The following is a 13,811-nucleotide window of genomic DNA, read 5'->3' as shown; positions in this document are numbered from 1 at the left end:
GGAAACTTTGTACCCCGTACTTATAATCTTGTATTTTATTTATACTTCTTCACTAATCTTATACCGCTCGTCATTTCGTTTAGTACGAAGAATAAGCTCTCCTAAAAATCCTGCTAAAAACAATTGGGTACCGATAATCATAGCAACGATCGAGGCATAAAATTGAGGGCGGTCCGTAAGTAATCTACCTGTAGGGTTAAAAAACAATTTATCAATGCCTAAATATAAAGCAAAACAAAATCCGATAAAGAACATAAAGCTACCCAACAGACCAAATAGGTGCATGGGGCGTTTACCAAATTTTGATAAAAACCAAATGGTAATTAAATCTAAAAAACCGTTTATAAATCTATCCATCCCAAATTTTGTTGTACCATATTTTCTTGCTTGGTGCTGTACTACTTTTTCATCAATTTTTGTAAATCCCTCATTTTTAGCCAAAACGGGAATATAACGATGCATTTCGCCATACACGTCTATACTTTTAACGACTTCGTTCTTATAGGCTTTTAATCCACAATTAAAGTCATGCAAATGCAAACCTGAAGTTTTTCTAGCGGCGGCATTAAACAATTTTGAAGGTAAATTCTTTCTGATTTTAGAATCGTAGCGTTTCTTTTTCCAACCAGAAATAAGGTCGAGGTTGTTTTCAGCAATTTGTTTGTACAATTCTGGTATTTCGTCAGGGCTGTCTTGTAAATCGGCATCCATGGTAATTACCACATCGCCTTTAGCAATTTTAAATCCTGCATTTAAGGCTTGAGATTTACCGTAATTTCGCTGAAAACGAATTCCTTTTACTGAAGTGTTTTTCTTCGATAAGGCTTCGATAACTTGCCAGGAACTATCGGTACTACCATCGTCAATAAAAATTATTTCATATAAAAACTGATTGGATTGCATCACTTTTGCAATCCAATCATGTAATTCTTTTAAAGATTCTTCTTCGTTAAGTAGTGGGATAACTACTGAAATATTCATAGATAAATTAGATTTTAGTGTAATTCTTCAGTTCTTTTCATTACTAAAGATGCTATCAATGATACTACAAAACCTATGAATATACTAGCTATGAATATGTAACCTATTGTAAAGAGATAGAAATATTTTCTTGTATTTTCTCCAATATTATCCATCATTTCTTCCGACATATTTGGATTTTCCATAAATTTCTGTCGTTGGATTTCAATAATATTTTCAACAAAATCAGGTTCAATAAATTTCGCAAATATAAAAATGTAAATTGCAGAAATAATTGATGCAATCAAAGCTATACCAACTCCTGTTTTTAAACCTTGTCCTAATGTTAAAAAACCATTGTTTCGTTTTTTATATTCTTTAATTCCCAAGACAATTACCACTATTGTTATGGCAATACTAATTACGGCTTTGTACCATTCATTGCCGTAGGCATTACCTATGGCATAAAATGTCAAACCTTGTATTATACCCAGAACTCCTAAAATTAATCCATAATTAAGAGCAACTTGTTTTGTTGGCTTCTGTAGATTTTCCATTGTTTTAACTTTTTAGTTAGTTACAGCAAATATAAATATTTCAGCATTAGTATCTTATTATTTTAAAAATTAAAAATTCACAAAAAACCTTGCAGAGAAATAAATTGATTGTATTTTTGCCGTGGGTAAGTCCTACACAACCAGCTCCCTTTGAATCCTCCAGGGCAGGAATGCAGCAAAGGTATTAGGTCGTAGCGGTGTGATGTAGATCGCTTACCCATTTTTTAATGAGACCCAGTTTTCAAAAGTCGAAGACGAATTGAAAATTGTTGGTTGAATTAATCCCGCTGCATAGCGGGATCTCATCAATTTAACCTCCAAATATTTTTTGATTGATTATTTTAAGACCTACAATGTATTGGAGACCTTGCAGGTTAGCAATAACAAACCTCACTTTACATCCCAAAACTATTCATTACATTTGTATTTTAAACAGTCAACATGTCAAAAGTTGTTTTAATTACAGGTGCTTCGTCGGGAATTGGTAAAAGTATTGCTGAATATTTACATCAAAAAGGAATGGTGGTTTACGGTACCAGTCGTAACCCAAAAGTAAGCGAAATCAACGGTGTAAAAATGTTACCGCTAAATGTAATTGAGGTGAATACCATTAAAAAAACCGTAGCGACTATTATAGAAAATGAAGGAAGAATTGACGTACTAATTAACAACGCAGGTATGGGCATTACAGGCCCAATTGAAGACACCCCAACCGATGAAATGCGAAATGTTTTTAATACTAATTTTTTTGGAGCTATTGATGTGATGAAGGGTGTGCTGCCTCAAATGCGTCAACAAAAATCTGGTTTAATTATTAACATTACCTCAATTGCCGGTTATATGGGTTTACCCTTTCGCGGAGTATATTCTGCTAGTAAAGGAGCACTGGAAATTATTACAGAGGCTACACGCATGGAAGTTAAAGAATTTGGAATAAAAATTACAAATGTAGCTCCTGGAGATTTTGCCACCAACATTGCCTCAGGAAGATATCACACTCCTGTTTTTGAAAATTCAGCTTATAAAAAGAAATATTCTGAAAATTTAGCTTTGATGGATCAGCATGTTGATAGTGGCCTAAACCCTGAAATTATGGCTCAATCTGTGTATAAAATCATTATGAAAAACCATCCAAAAATCCATTATAAAGTGGGCGGATTTATGGAGAAATTTTCTATTGTTTTAAAACGGTTACTTCCCGATACTTGGTATGAAAAGTTATTGATGAATCATTACAGACTTTAGTTCGTTGTGGTTAGAGGTTAGAATAAATTACAATAGACAGCAACAGACATATTTCTAATCGAAAATAGAGCAACAATATTAAAATTAGTATCAATTAGCTTTAAAACAGAAAAGCTTTCTCCAATATGTTAATAAGTTAAACGTTATCAATATAAGCAAATTTTATGTAAGCCTTATATTTGCTCAACTAAATTTAAAAACATAACGAAGCATGAAGTTTTTTATAGATACTGCAAACTTAGATCAAATTAGAGAAGCCCAAGAATTGGGCGTGTTAGATGGGGTAACTACGAATCCGTCATTAATGGCAAAAGAAGGCATTACGGGGCATGACAATATTATAAACCATTACAAAGCAATTTGTGAAATAGTTGATGGTGATGTTAGTGCTGAGGTAATTTCTACTGATTTTGAAGGTATTGTTAAAGAAGGTGAAGCATTGGCAAAATTACACCCTCAGATTGTTGTAAAGGTACCGATGATAAGAGAAGGAATTAGAGCTATAAAATACTTTTCAGATAAAGGAATAAAAACAAATTGCACATTGGTTTTCTCTGCAGGACAAGCATTATTGGCAGCAAAAGCAGGTGCCACTTATGTATCTCCATTTATTGGTCGTTTAGATGATATTTCTACGGACGGATTAGGTTTAATTCAAGAAATTAGATTAATTTATGACAATTATGGATTTGAAACTCAAATATTAGCGGCTTCAATAAGACACACAATGCATGTTATGGATTGTGCTAAAATTGGAGCAGATGTAATGACTGGGCCGTTAAGTTCCATTGACGGATTATTAAATCATCCATTAACCGATATTGGTCTGGCTAAATTTTTAGCAGATTATAAGAAAGGAAATTAGTTGGTCGGTAGTTTTTGGACTATTGTTACACAAAAAATATAAATCTCGCTTTTGAGCGAGATTTTTTTTGTTAGAATAAAATACAAACTGGAGAAGGCACATCAATTTCTTCCACGAAAGATAACAATCCAGTCGTTTTATTCCTCTTAAAAGAGACAATATTCTCTGAACGCTGGTTTGCCACCAATAAAAAATCATTATCTGGCGAAAGTGCAAAATTTCTAGGCCAATCCCCTTTTACAGATTGAAATCCAATAGCATTTAACTCACCTGAATCTTGATTAATTTCAAAAATAGCAATACTATTATGTCCACGGTTGGAGCCATACAAAAACTTTCCATCATTGGAAATATGAATATCGGCACAAAAACTTTTTTCAGCATAATCTTTCGGCAAGGTAGAAAATGAATTTTCAATTTTATACTGTCCATCATCTGCTTTTTTAACTAAGGTTATTGTGCTATTTAATTCGTTAATTACATAAACCCAGTCCTTTTTAGGGTGAAAAGAAATGTGCCTAGGGCCAGGATTTTCACCCGAAATTTTTAATGTTGAAGGTTTACTAGAGATTATTTTATCATTATCCGTATCAATGGAAGAAAGCCATAGTTCATTAGTGCCTAAATCTGCCGAAATAAAATCATTGTTGTTTGTAAAGTACGCGGAATGTGCATGTGCTGTTTTATCTTTCTTCAAATTAATATTATGCTCTTGAACATCAAGCAATTCTGACATTGTTCCTGATTCATTTATTTTTAATAAGCCAATATTACCACTAGAATAATTTGCGGTTAAAACATATCCATTCTCATTTACGGTAACAAAACACGGGTGGGCACCACCCGAAGATTCCTTACTGATAAATTCTAAACTGTCGCCTAAAATTTTATAGGATTCTACTGTCCCTTTACCATTAACGGAGTTCAATTCATTCACCGCCAGTAGAAAATTACCATCGGTAGACTTGGTCAAAAACGAAGGATTCTCTGTTTTTGCAGCTAGCTTAATTTTTTTGATTTTTCCACTATCAGAAAGTGAATAAGTATAAATACCGTCACTTTTTGTATCTGTATAAGTACCCACAAAAAATAAATTTTCATTCTTGTTTTCAATTGAAGGTTTGGTAGTGCTTTGTTTATCATTTTTACAACTGAAAGTGATGGTCATTATTAACATTAGACTAATATATTTCATATTATTGAGCTTTAAGAATATCTTTAATAATTTTAATATGATGATTGGTGTGAATTTCTAAAAATCGAATGGTTTTTTTTAGATGTAATTTCCCAAAAATATGATGATCAAAATTATTTTTAGGATGTAATTTTTCAATATCCATCAATAATTGTTGAACTTCTTTTAATTGAACTTCTAAATCTTCTATGTTAATATCTTCAGGAGGACGAACTTGTTTCGGAGCCCTTGCTTTTCCCCTAGGGATAACTCCGGTTAAAAAGATGATAAATCTCAATTTGTTAAATCTCCATTTATAATCGTTTGGGTCAGACGCTATTAAAAAATTACAAACCCGATTAATAACTTTTAACGAATGATCTATATGCCAAGCCACATTGCTCGAAGACACATTCGCTGCTATCCCATCTGAATTCTTAATATTTTTTTCTAGAAACGATAACTCTTGTTTTAGTAAAGGCATATTTATTTTTCTAAAATTTCTTCTAATTCCATTGTATAGTCATATTGTAAATCTTCATGTAAAGTACCAATTACTTTTTTTATAGTTAATATTTGCCTGTCAAAAATGTTCAGCAAACTGGTGTTTCTTTGCATCGGTGGATGCATTTCTTTCAGTTGTTCACAAAAAAACAACAATAATTCCACCTGGGTCTCTTTCTTTTTTGAGTAACGGATGTATTTTTTAATCATCCTTAAAATTTTACGTACGCTCTTTTTAATATAAAAGTAACTCGAAGTATTAATTTGATTGAATAGTTCTACGACTTCATCCTTTACGTTTTGAATGAAAGCTTCTTCATCTTCAGCTTCAAACAGGAGGTAGGTCAGTAGTTCTTTATTTTCCTTTTTAAATTTTGAAAGTGTTAAACATAAATTTAAAAGTTCTTCGCTAGACTTATGCTTTAGTTCTCTTTTAAGTTCTGTAACCGTTGCAGTTTTCATAAGTTTCAAATTTAAGCTAATTTAAAGCATAAAAAAAACCTTGTTAATTTAACAAGGTTTTCTTAATCCAAAAGGTTGTTTATTCAGAATCTGTAGCTTTATCAACCACAATACGTTCGGCACGGTTTGCCAATTCCCAAGCGGTATGAAAAATTAAACGTGTTCTGTTTTCCAATAAATCATACTCTATTTTATCAGGTGTATCTGTATGTTGATGATAATCATCATGGGTACCGTTGAAATAAAAAATTACTGGAATATTGTTTTTCGCAAAATTATAGTGGTCAGAGCGATAATAGAATCTGTTAGGGTCGTTCTCGTCGTTAAATTTATAATCCAATTCAACATTGGTATATTTTTTATTTACTTCTTCAGAGATGTTATGCAATTCCGTACTTAATTTGTCGCTTCCAATTAAATAGACATAATTTCTGTCTCCACCTTCTCTTTTAGGGTCGGTACGTCCAATCATATCAATGTTTAAATTGGCTACAGTATTCTCTAACGGAAAAATAGGATCCATATCCGTATAATAACGAGAACCTAACAGCCCTTTTTCTTCTCCGGTTACATGAAGAAACACAACAGATCTTTTAGGAGCTTGTCCATTTTCAGCTGCTTTTTTAAATGCTTCTGCAATTTCTAACATGGCAACCGAGCCCGAACCATCATCATCAGCACCATTATAAATTTTACCGTCTTGCACACCAACATGATCTAAATGAGCAGAAATCACAATATATTCTTCCGGTTTTTCGGAACCTTTAATATAAGCTACAACATTTTCAGAATTAATATCTTCCTTAACTGATTTGTAAGATAAATTTACAGGTACTTTTACGGTTTTACTTTCGTTGTTAGTAGAAATATTGCTTACAATGGCTTCCGCTAAAGCCGTGTTTACAAGCATAAAACTCATTTGATCTTCTTTATCCTCGGTACTTTTCAGCCCTATGCTAGTTCGACCAGAACCGAAACGTTGAGCTACCATTCCATAAATATCTGGATTGTAATATAACGCTGCTTTAGCTCCTTTTTCTTTAGCTATACCACTTTTGGAGCTGAATTCTTCACGCATATTAGACCATTTCCCAGTACTTTCTTCTGTCCCAGAAATGATGTACTTGCCATCTTTATCTTTTGGCTCTCCATTTTTAAATAATACAATTTTACCAGTTACATCTATATCTTTATAACTTGAGTATTTTTCATCTTCAATACCATAACCTACATATACAATTTCATCGGTAGTCAGCGTACCATTACTTCCAGCAAATGAAACAAAGTCATCAACAGCTTTAAAATCTTTACCATTTATGGATATTGAAACTTCAGGAGCACCAGTTTTTTCAAGTGGCACTTCTTGAAAGTAATCGTTATTCGGTAATGCAGCAGGAATATTTAAATCAACATAATGTTTCTTTAAAAATTCTACAGCTTTTTTCTGTCCCGGTTCACCTGTATCCCTTCCTTCAAATTCGTCAGAAGCATAGATATAAAGAGCTTCTTTTAATTCTGCTGCGGTTATGGTTTTGGCAAAATCCTCAACCGTCATAGCGGGTTTGGCAGGTGCCGCCGTTGTTGTTTGTTTTGTGCTACCACAACTTACTAGTAAAGCCGAGATTGCAATTAGAGATAATAATTTTTTCATTTAATTGTAGTTTTGTATGATATAATTCATTTTAATATTGATATTCAGAAACTTAATACTGAATTTTTGGTGTACGATATTACGAAAAATATATGATATAGCTAAAGTTTTAAAGCTGTTTTTGTCTGTATGGAAATTAACATTCTAAATATAATTTTTTGTTATGACAATCGTTAGTTTAATAAATAATTTTAAACAATTCAAATTTTGAAAAAGGCTTTAAGTTATATGTTACTTTTTTTGGTAAGTTTAAGTATAATTTCTTGTTCAAAAGAGGAAAATTCCGATGGTATTCCGGGAGACCCAACGGCTGCTAACAAAAAATCTACCGGTAGTTCTTCAAACGAATTGCTATCGAGTACTACTTTTACAAGTTTGATTGTTGAGTTGGCTTACGTTGAGGGTTATAAGCCAACACAACCAGCGATTAATAACTTCAAGTCCTTTTTACAGCAGCATATTTATAAACCTGATGGTATTACCGTACAAATGAAAACCATACCATCGACGGGAAACTCGCCTTATACCGTTCAAGAAATCATTGCAATAGAAGACGCACACAGAACTCAATACAACTCAGGATCAAAAATTGCGGTTTGGGCATTTTTTGCCGATGGAGAATCAGCAAGTAATTCCGGATCTAAAGTAGTGTTGGGATCGGCTTATAGAAATACATCATTTGTGATTTTTGAAGAAACCATACACGGTTATAGCGATAGTCCGCTAGAACCGGATAGGGATGTCTTGGAAACTACAGTCATCAACCATGAGTTAGGACATATTTTGGGATTGACAAACTTAGGAACGGCACTTCAAAGCAATCATGAGGATAATACGCACCCAAAACATTGCAATGTTGAAGATTGTTTGATGTACTGGTCAGCAGAAACTGGTGATGGCATTGCCAATCTGGTTTCTGGCGGAGTAGCACCTCAATTAGATGCACAATGTATGGCCGACTTAAAAGCCAATGGCGGAAAGTAAAATAAATCACAAAAATAAAATAAAATGAAAAAAGGAATTATAATAATTACGTTATTTTTTAGCTCAATATTAGTTGTAAACGCACAAAAAGGTGAATCTAACATTGGAATTAAAGGAGGCTACAACTTGGCGGCAGTGAGCTTTGACGGAGAAGGCGAGACTGGTCAACGACATAGCTTTCATGCTGGATTTTTTGGTGAATCTTTCCTAAGTGATTATTTATCAATACAATCTGAACTATTGTATTCTCAACAGGGTTACGAAATAAAGTATAGCGGGGCAACTTTTACACAAAAACTCAATTATATTAATTTACCAATTTTGTTAAAGGCTTATCCTAGTAAGAATTTTTATGTTGAAGCCGGTCCCCAAATTGGGTTGGCTATAACGCACAAGGAAGAGTTTGACAGTAATTTTGACCTTTTTGATATTTCTCAAGAATTTGAACCCAGCAATTTTGATTGGGGCTTTAGTTTTGGAGGCGGTGTAAAAACCAACTCTGGTGTAAGTTTTGGTGTACGTTACCATTTAGGATTAGGAGATATTTACGAGGATAACAAACCGCGTAACAGAGTTTGGCAGTTTTCTGTAGGTTTTAGTATTTAAATTTTTACAATTTATGTGCTAATGAATTACAATTAATGTTTTGGTAAAAAACTAAGTATTTCATTAGGTCTCTCTAGAAGTTTCTGGTCTCGTTTTACGAGGAAATTTAAGATTTTAATTATTAATTATCTTCTTCGTCATTTAATCTAAATAACTCCCCGATAGCTCAACCTCGGGGTTTCCTATTGATCTATCGTTGGGCAGGTCCGAACTGCCTTTTTCGGTAGTTTGGGTGGAACAAAATAAAATTTTGGTTTTACCTATTGCGACTTAAAATAAAACTAGTGATCTATACCTAAGGTTCGCCTTGAGAATAATAAGTTTCATTTTTTTTATTAACTTTTAAATAATATTAACTTCGGCCTCAATGGCAATTCCAAATTTGTCAAAAACTGTTTTTTGAATCAATTTTGACAATTCGTAAACTTCTTTTCCGGAGGCATTGCCATAATTTACTAAAACTAACGCTTGGTTCTTATGACTACCAGTATTACCAATACGTTTGCCTTTAAATCCACATTGCTCTACCAACCAACCAGCTGGGACTTTAATTTCAGTTTCAGAGACGTTATAGTGAGGTGCATCGGGAAAATTTTCTTGCAATTTTTTAAATTCGGTAGTTGAAATAACAGGATTTTTAAAGAAACTACCGCTATTACCCAATTCTTTTGGGTCCGGCAATTTACTTTGTCTGATAGCGATTACGGCATCCGAAATATTTTTTATAGAAGGCTCTTTAATACCTTTTTTTTCTAATTCAGATCTGATGGCACCATAAGAACTATTGAGTCTATGGTTGTTCTTGGTAAGTTTAAAAAATACGTTGGTAATAATATATTTACCTTTCAACTCATTTTTAAAAACGGAATTTCTATACCCAAATTCACATTCGTCATTGGTAAAAGTTTGGGTTTTACCTGTTTCAATTTCTATGGTTTCAACCTTGGTACAAGTATCTTTTAATTCAACACCGTATGCACCGATATTTTGAATGGGAGCTGTACCAACATTTCCTGGAATCAAGGACATATTTTCAACGCCACCAAAATCATGGCTGATGCACCACAATACAAATTGATGCCAATTTTCTCCAGCAGAAGCTTTTACAATAACATAATTGTCGTTTTCTTCAACAATCTCTATTCCCTTAAAAGCAATATGGACCACTAATTTGTCAAAATCTTGGGTCAACAATAAATTGCTGCCACCACCCAATACAAAAAAATCTTTTTGTTTTTGTAAAAGTTGTTTTAGCTCATCAATTGATGTTATCGCAATAAATTGTTTTGCTTTTACGTCTATCCCGAAAGTATTGTACGGTTTTAAGGAAATATCTTGTTGAATTTGCATTAGTCTTTGTAAACTTTTAGGGCTTCTTTTAAAATATTTACCGATTTTACCAAACTCTCTTTATTGAGCACATAAGCTATTCTAACTTGGTTTAATCCTACTCCGGGCGTGGAATAAAAACCAGCGGCCGGTGCCACCATTATCGTTTCTCCGTTCACATCAAAATCTTCTAATAACCACTGGGCAAAATCGTCGGTGTTTTTTACGGGCAATTCAACAATACAATAAAAAGCACCTTTTGGTGTGCCTACTTTTACACCATTTATTTTTTTTAGTTCACTAATTAAGGTGTTACGTCTGTCCACATATTCAGCAATTACATTGTCAAAATAACTTTGAGGGGTTTCCAATGCAGCTTCACTTGCAATTTGGGCCAATGTTGGCGGGCTTAATCTTGCTTGTGCAAATTTTAAAGCGGTTTCTATTACCGATTTGTTTTTAGAGACTAAACAGCCAATTCTAGCTCCACACATGCTATATCGTTTGGATACAGAATCAATTACAATGGCATTTTCATCAAGTCCTATTTCTTGTAATATAGAATAATGTTCCAGACCATCATAAGTAAACTCTCTATAAACTTCATCAGCAATTAAAAATAGATCGTGTTTTTTAACAATAGCAGCTAACTTCTTAATTTCTTCTTTTGAATACAGGTATCCTGTAGGGTTACCAGGGTTACAGATTAAAATTGCCTTGGTTTTTGAGGTAATCAGTTTTTCAAATTCCTCAATAGGTGGCAAAGCGAAATTATTATCTATTTTGGAAATAACAGGTACAATATTAACTCCAGAAGCCGTTGAAAATCCGTTATAATTTGCGTAAAATGGTTCTGGTATTATAACTTCGTCATCAACATCCATAATACTTCCAAATGCAAAAAGTAAGGCCTCACTACCGCCAGTAGTAACAATGATGTTATCATGTTTAACAGAAATATCATTTTTTGCATAATAATTGGCAATTTTCTGTCGGTATTCTTCAGAACCTTCAGATCTTGTATATGCTAAAATGTCCAAAGAGTGTATTTTAACAGCTTCCAAAGCTACTTCAGGAGTTTTTATATCGGGCTGACCAATGTTTAAATGATAAATGGTTTTGCCCGCTTTAATAGCTTTTTCAGCATAAGGCACCAATTTTCTGATTGGCGATTGTGGCATTGATTTTCCTTTTTTAGAAACTGTAGGCATATCTTGTATTTAAGAGTATAGAAGCACAAAATTGCGAAATTTTATTCAATTTGTATGTTAGAATATAAAATATTAAATGAGTGCTTTTCAGGTTCTTAAAAAGTTAAATTTTTATAAAATAAAGAAAAATATCAAATAATTCACTAACTTTAAATCAGATAAAACAATATTACGCTTTTGAAAGTCAGGTTTTTACATATTATTTTATTACTGTATTTATATGTAAGCGGCAACGCTCAAGATAGATTTAATATTTTGGGCAATAAGGACAGTTACGCAGTTTCCTTTAAAATGGTTAATAATTTAATAATTATTCCCATAGAAGTTAACGGTGTAGAACTTAACTTTTTACTAGATACCGGTGTAGATAATTCGTTACTCATAAATTTAAAGTTAGAAGATTCTTTAAACCTTAAAAATGTTGAAGAGATTAGATTAAGAGGTCTTGGCGAAGGTGACCATGTTAACGCTATAAGATCTAAAAACAATACCTTTAAACTAGGTAAGATTTTTAACAATAAGCATATGGTCTGTGCTATTCACAGTCAAGATTTAGACCTTTCGTCAAGATTGGGCATTGATATTAATGGCATTATTGGTGGTGACTTATTTAGAGATTTTATTGTGGAAATAAATTATGCTACAAGGCGTGTAAAATTTTCCAATCCAGACACTTACAAATATAAGGACTGTAAAAGATGTGAAGATTTTGATCTTCATTTTTATAAAAACAAACCCTATATCTATGCAACCGTTGATGTTGAAAAGGAAATTCCGGTTAAATTGTTAATTGATTCTGGGGGTAGCGATGCTTTATGGCTCTTTGACGAGTCTAGTTTAGATATTTCTATACCCGAAAGACATTTTAACGATTATTTAGGCAGAGGTTTAAGTGGTAATGTTTACGGTAAACGAAGTAAAATAAAAAAAATAATGTTGGGCAGTTATATACTTGAAGATGCGAATGTTGCCTATCCTGATTTTAATTCTATAGAAAGAGCATATAAACATGAAGGTAGAAATGGTTCCATAGGTTCGGAAATTTTAAAACGATTCAGAATAGTTTATGATTATCCCAACAAAAGGCTGACCATAAAAAAGCCGTCAAAATATTTCAAAGATCCTTTCTTATATAATATGAGCGGTATTGAAATCTCTCATAATGGAAATGTTTTGGTAGGAGAGAGGCAGAAAAGTATGGCAAATGATTATGGTAATGAAAGCGAACAATCTACCGTACAATTGGTTTACAGTTATGTATATGCCTTAAAGCCGTCATATATAATAGCCGAATTAAGAAAAGATTCTCCCGCTTATAAAGCAGGTTTGTTAAAAGGTGACATTGTATTAAAAATTAACGGAAAGGCTGCATATAACTATAAATTGCAAGACATTACCTATCTGTTTTCGAGTAAAGAAGGCAAAAAAATAAAATTATTAATAGAGCGAAATGGCATAGAAATGCAATATGAGTTTAAGTTGGAAAAACTATTGTGAATAACTCTCCTTCCGCGTATCGCCGTGGCTTTACCGCGTTCGCTAAAAGCTTTAGCGGTTGCGAAGCGGAGGCACTCGGAGAGGTCGTAATTGCTATTTTTAGCAATTGCGGGTGAGACAATAAAAAAAGCGACCCAAATCAGGTCGCTTTTCAGTATTAAATACTCTAAATTTAATCTGTAATTTTATTGTTCAGGGCTAGAAATTATGCTTTTTTCATGTTTTTCTAGCTTGGTCAAGCTACTTTCTTTTTTAACTGTTCCACGTACCGGTATTACAATTTTTGGCCTGTCGGCATTAGAAGTAATGGTAATGGATTTTGCTATTTGTCCAACTCTGTTAGTGTCGTACTTTACAGCAATTTCACCACTTTCTCCTGGCATAATAGGCTCTTTTGGTATCGAAGGTACTGTACATCCACAAGTGCTTTTTGCTGAAGAAATAATCAATGGCGACTTACCTACATTGGTAAATTTTAATAATCTAATACCATCGGCATTTCTTTCAATTGTACCGTAATCAACTGTTTTGGTCTCAAATTTGAATTTTGGAGCGTTTGGATCTGCTTTTGCAACCGTAGCATCTTCTTGTGCATTTAAAGAAAAACCAATACATCCGATAAATAATAATACTGCTAATTTTTTCATTTTATTTAGAATTTTTTTAAAGGTATAAAGATACAAATTTCTATTAAAAATTATAACGACTAAATTTTATACATATTGTTAGTACAAATGCCGTATAATTGTAACTTTGCCTAATAGAA

14 protein-coding genes and 1 other RNA gene are annotated in these 13,811 nt (G+C 33.0%); 6 read left to right on the top strand and 9 right to left on the bottom strand.

The features are described from left to right. Nucleotides 1-39: 39 nt before the first annotated feature. The gene (locus tag UMM65_RS00560; RefSeq protein ID WP_321974499.1) at nucleotides 40-981 is read right to left on the bottom strand and encodes a glycosyltransferase family 2 protein; all 942 of its coding nucleotides are present in this window, start codon (nucleotides 979-981) and stop codon (nucleotides 40-42) included. Between the two features lie 14 nt (nucleotides 982-995). After that, nucleotides 996-1,517 carry a DUF4199 domain-containing protein gene (locus tag UMM65_RS00555; protein ID WP_321974498.1) on the bottom strand — a complete coding sequence of 174 codons (522 nt, stop codon included), beginning with the start codon at nucleotides 1,515-1,517 and terminating at the stop codon, nucleotides 996-998. A 123-nt stretch (nucleotides 1,518-1,640) separates the two neighbouring features. Here UMM65_RS00555 and ffs point away from each other — a divergent pair. From ffs to fsa, 3 genes are all read left to right on the top strand, one after another. Next, an RNA gene (gene ffs / locus UMM65_RS00550) (signal recognition particle sRNA small type) lies at nucleotides 1,641-1,739 on the top strand. Nucleotides 1,740-1,958: 219 nt separating this feature from the next. After that, complete coding sequence (locus tag UMM65_RS00545) at nucleotides 1,959-2,762, top strand: SDR family oxidoreductase (protein WP_321974497.1); 804 nt, start codon at nucleotides 1,959-1,961, stop codon at nucleotides 2,760-2,762. A 211-nt stretch (nucleotides 2,763-2,973) separates the two neighbouring features. Beyond that, a complete protein-coding gene (fsa, locus tag UMM65_RS00540) occupies nucleotides 2,974-3,627 on the top strand; it encodes a fructose-6-phosphate aldolase (RefSeq protein WP_321974496.1) in 654 nt (217 codons plus the stop codon). A gap of 70 nt (nucleotides 3,628-3,697) precedes the next feature. Here fsa and UMM65_RS00535 read toward each other — a convergent pair whose 3' ends face one another. The 4 genes from UMM65_RS00535 to UMM65_RS00520 all read right to left on the bottom strand — a co-directional run bounded on the left by UMM65_RS00535 (nucleotide 3,698) and on the right by UMM65_RS00520 (nucleotide 7,418). Continuing rightward, a complete protein-coding gene (locus tag UMM65_RS00535; RefSeq protein WP_321974495.1) occupies nucleotides 3,698-4,822 on the bottom strand; it encodes a lactonase family protein in 1,125 nt (374 codons plus the stop codon). A 1-nt stretch (nucleotide 4,823) separates the two neighbouring features. After that, complete coding sequence (locus UMM65_RS00530) at nucleotides 4,824-5,285, bottom strand: DUF1569 domain-containing protein (RefSeq protein WP_321974494.1); 462 nt, start codon at nucleotides 5,283-5,285, stop codon at nucleotides 4,824-4,826. Nucleotides 5,286-5,287: 2 nt separating this feature from the next. Next, nucleotides 5,288-5,767: a hypothetical protein gene (locus UMM65_RS00525; protein WP_321974493.1), complete on the bottom strand. Its 480-nt coding sequence runs from the start codon at nucleotides 5,765-5,767 to the stop codon at nucleotides 5,288-5,290. Nucleotides 5,768-5,846: 79 nt separating this feature from the next. Next, complete coding sequence (locus tag UMM65_RS00520; RefSeq protein ID WP_321974492.1) at nucleotides 5,847-7,418, bottom strand: M20/M25/M40 family metallo-hydrolase; 1,572 nt, start codon at nucleotides 7,416-7,418, stop codon at nucleotides 5,847-5,849. A gap of 207 nt (nucleotides 7,419-7,625) precedes the next feature. Here UMM65_RS00520 and UMM65_RS00515 point away from each other — a divergent pair, with 207 nt between their 5' ends. Both UMM65_RS00515 and UMM65_RS00510 read left to right on the top strand, forming a co-directional pair. Then, on the top strand, nucleotides 7,626-8,402 hold the full coding sequence (locus tag UMM65_RS00515) for a membrane metalloprotease (protein WP_321974491.1): 777 nt from the start codon (nucleotides 7,626-7,628) through the stop codon (nucleotides 8,400-8,402). A gap of 24 nt (nucleotides 8,403-8,426) precedes the next feature. Beyond that, complete coding sequence (locus UMM65_RS00510) at nucleotides 8,427-9,008, top strand: porin family protein (protein WP_321974490.1); 582 nt, start codon at nucleotides 8,427-8,429, stop codon at nucleotides 9,006-9,008. A 342-nt stretch (nucleotides 9,009-9,350) separates the two neighbouring features. Here the strand turns inward: UMM65_RS00510 and murB are convergent, their stop codons facing one another. Together murB and UMM65_RS00500 are read right to left on the bottom strand one after the other, a co-directional pair. Further along, nucleotides 9,351-10,358, bottom strand: a complete 1,008-nt coding sequence (gene murB / locus UMM65_RS00505; RefSeq protein WP_321974489.1) for a UDP-N-acetylmuramate dehydrogenase — start codon at nucleotides 10,356-10,358, stop codon at nucleotides 9,351-9,353. After that, nucleotides 10,358-11,548, bottom strand: a complete 1,191-nt coding sequence (locus tag UMM65_RS00500; RefSeq protein ID WP_321974488.1) for a pyridoxal phosphate-dependent aminotransferase — start codon at nucleotides 11,546-11,548, stop codon at nucleotides 10,358-10,360. Before UMM65_RS00500 ends, murB begins: the two co-directional genes overlap by 1 nt. 177 nt (nucleotides 11,549-11,725) lie before the next feature. Here UMM65_RS00500 and UMM65_RS00495 point away from each other — a divergent pair, with 177 nt between their 5' ends. Beyond that, nucleotides 11,726-13,045 carry a retropepsin-like aspartic protease gene (locus UMM65_RS00495; protein WP_321974487.1) on the top strand — a complete coding sequence of 440 codons (1,320 nt, stop codon included), beginning with the start codon at nucleotides 11,726-11,728 and terminating at the stop codon, nucleotides 13,043-13,045. Nucleotides 13,046-13,230: 185 nt separating this feature from the next. Here the strand turns inward: UMM65_RS00495 and UMM65_RS00490 are convergent, their stop codons facing one another. Next, nucleotides 13,231-13,692, bottom strand: a complete 462-nt coding sequence (locus UMM65_RS00490; RefSeq protein ID WP_321974486.1) for a DUF1573 domain-containing protein — start codon at nucleotides 13,690-13,692, stop codon at nucleotides 13,231-13,233. Nucleotides 13,693-13,811 lie beyond the last annotated feature (119 nt).

This window comes from Aureibaculum koreense (assembly GCF_034296135.1).
GTDB lineage: Bacteria > Bacteroidota > Bacteroidia > Flavobacteriales > Flavobacteriaceae > Aureibaculum.
This window is presented reverse-complemented; position numbering and strand designations above follow the sequence as displayed.

Excerpts from the sequence above, each read along its gene's own strand:
- UMM65_RS00560 (WP_321974499.1), bottom strand. The coding sequence starts at position 981 with ATGAATATTTCAGTAGTTATCCCACTACTTAACGAAGAAGAATCTTTA.
- UMM65_RS00555 (WP_321974498.1), bottom strand. The coding sequence starts at position 1,517 with ATGGAAAATCTACAGAAGCCAACAAAACAAGTTGCTCTTAATTATGGA.
- UMM65_RS00545 (WP_321974497.1), top strand. The coding sequence starts at position 1,959 with ATGTCAAAAGTTGTTTTAATTACAGGTGCTTCGTCGGGAATTGGTAAA.
- fsa (WP_321974496.1), top strand. The coding sequence starts at position 2,974 with ATGAAGTTTTTTATAGATACTGCAAACTTAGATCAAATTAGAGAAGCC.
- UMM65_RS00535 (WP_321974495.1), bottom strand. The coding sequence starts at position 4,822 with ATGAAATATATTAGTCTAATGTTAATAATGACCATCACTTTCAGTTGT.
- UMM65_RS00530 (WP_321974494.1), bottom strand. The coding sequence starts at position 5,285 with ATGCCTTTACTAAAACAAGAGTTATCGTTTCTAGAAAAAAATATTAAG.
- UMM65_RS00525 (WP_321974493.1), bottom strand. The coding sequence starts at position 5,767 with ATGAAAACTGCAACGGTTACAGAACTTAAAAGAGAACTAAAGCATAAG.
- UMM65_RS00520 (WP_321974492.1), bottom strand. The coding sequence starts at position 7,418 with ATGAAAAAATTATTATCTCTAATTGCAATCTCGGCTTTACTAGTAAGT.
- UMM65_RS00510 (WP_321974490.1), top strand. The coding sequence starts at position 8,427 with ATGAAAAAAGGAATTATAATAATTACGTTATTTTTTAGCTCAATATTA.
- murB (WP_321974489.1), bottom strand. The coding sequence starts at position 10,358 with ATGCAAATTCAACAAGATATTTCCTTAAAACCGTACAATACTTTCGGG.
- UMM65_RS00500 (WP_321974488.1), bottom strand. The coding sequence starts at position 11,548 with ATGCCTACAGTTTCTAAAAAAGGAAAATCAATGCCACAATCGCCAATC.
- UMM65_RS00490 (WP_321974486.1), bottom strand. The coding sequence starts at position 13,692 with ATGAAAAAATTAGCAGTATTATTATTTATCGGATGTATTGGTTTTTCT.